Annotated in this window: 1 protein-coding gene; it reads left to right on the top strand. The window is 51.2% G+C overall.

The window, feature by feature from the left end:
• Positions 1–8: 8 nt before the first annotated feature.
• Positions 9–287, top strand: a 279-nt coding sequence (locus tag CWC14_RS18565; RefSeq protein ID WP_138564355.1) for an ATP-binding cassette domain-containing protein, incomplete at its 3' end; no start/stop codon positions are given.

The following is a 287-nucleotide window of genomic DNA, read 5'->3' as shown; positions in this document are numbered from 1 at the left end:
TAGACAACATTAGTTTCGAATACGCTGAGCGGGCGGTGGTCAACAATTTAAGCCTGACTTTAGCAGACGATGAGATTTTGTGTTTGCTAGGCGCCAGCGGTTGCGGCAAGACGACCACACTAAAAGCCATTGCTGGGCTTATACGTCCGCATCGAGGGGTGATCCGCTTAGGGAAAGAGGTACTGTGTAGTGACCAGCATTGCGTGCCCCCACAGCACCGCAATATGGGTATGATGTTTCAGGATTACGCGCTGTTTCCACACTTAACCGTGGCGCAAAACATAGCC

The organism is Pseudoalteromonas sp. S3260 (assembly GCF_005886925.1).
In the GTDB taxonomy this organism is placed as follows: domain Bacteria; phylum Pseudomonadota; class Gammaproteobacteria; order Enterobacterales; family Alteromonadaceae; genus Pseudoalteromonas; species Pseudoalteromonas tetraodonis.
Note: the sequence above shows the minus strand (reverse complement) of the source record. Positions and strands in the feature narration are given on the sequence as shown.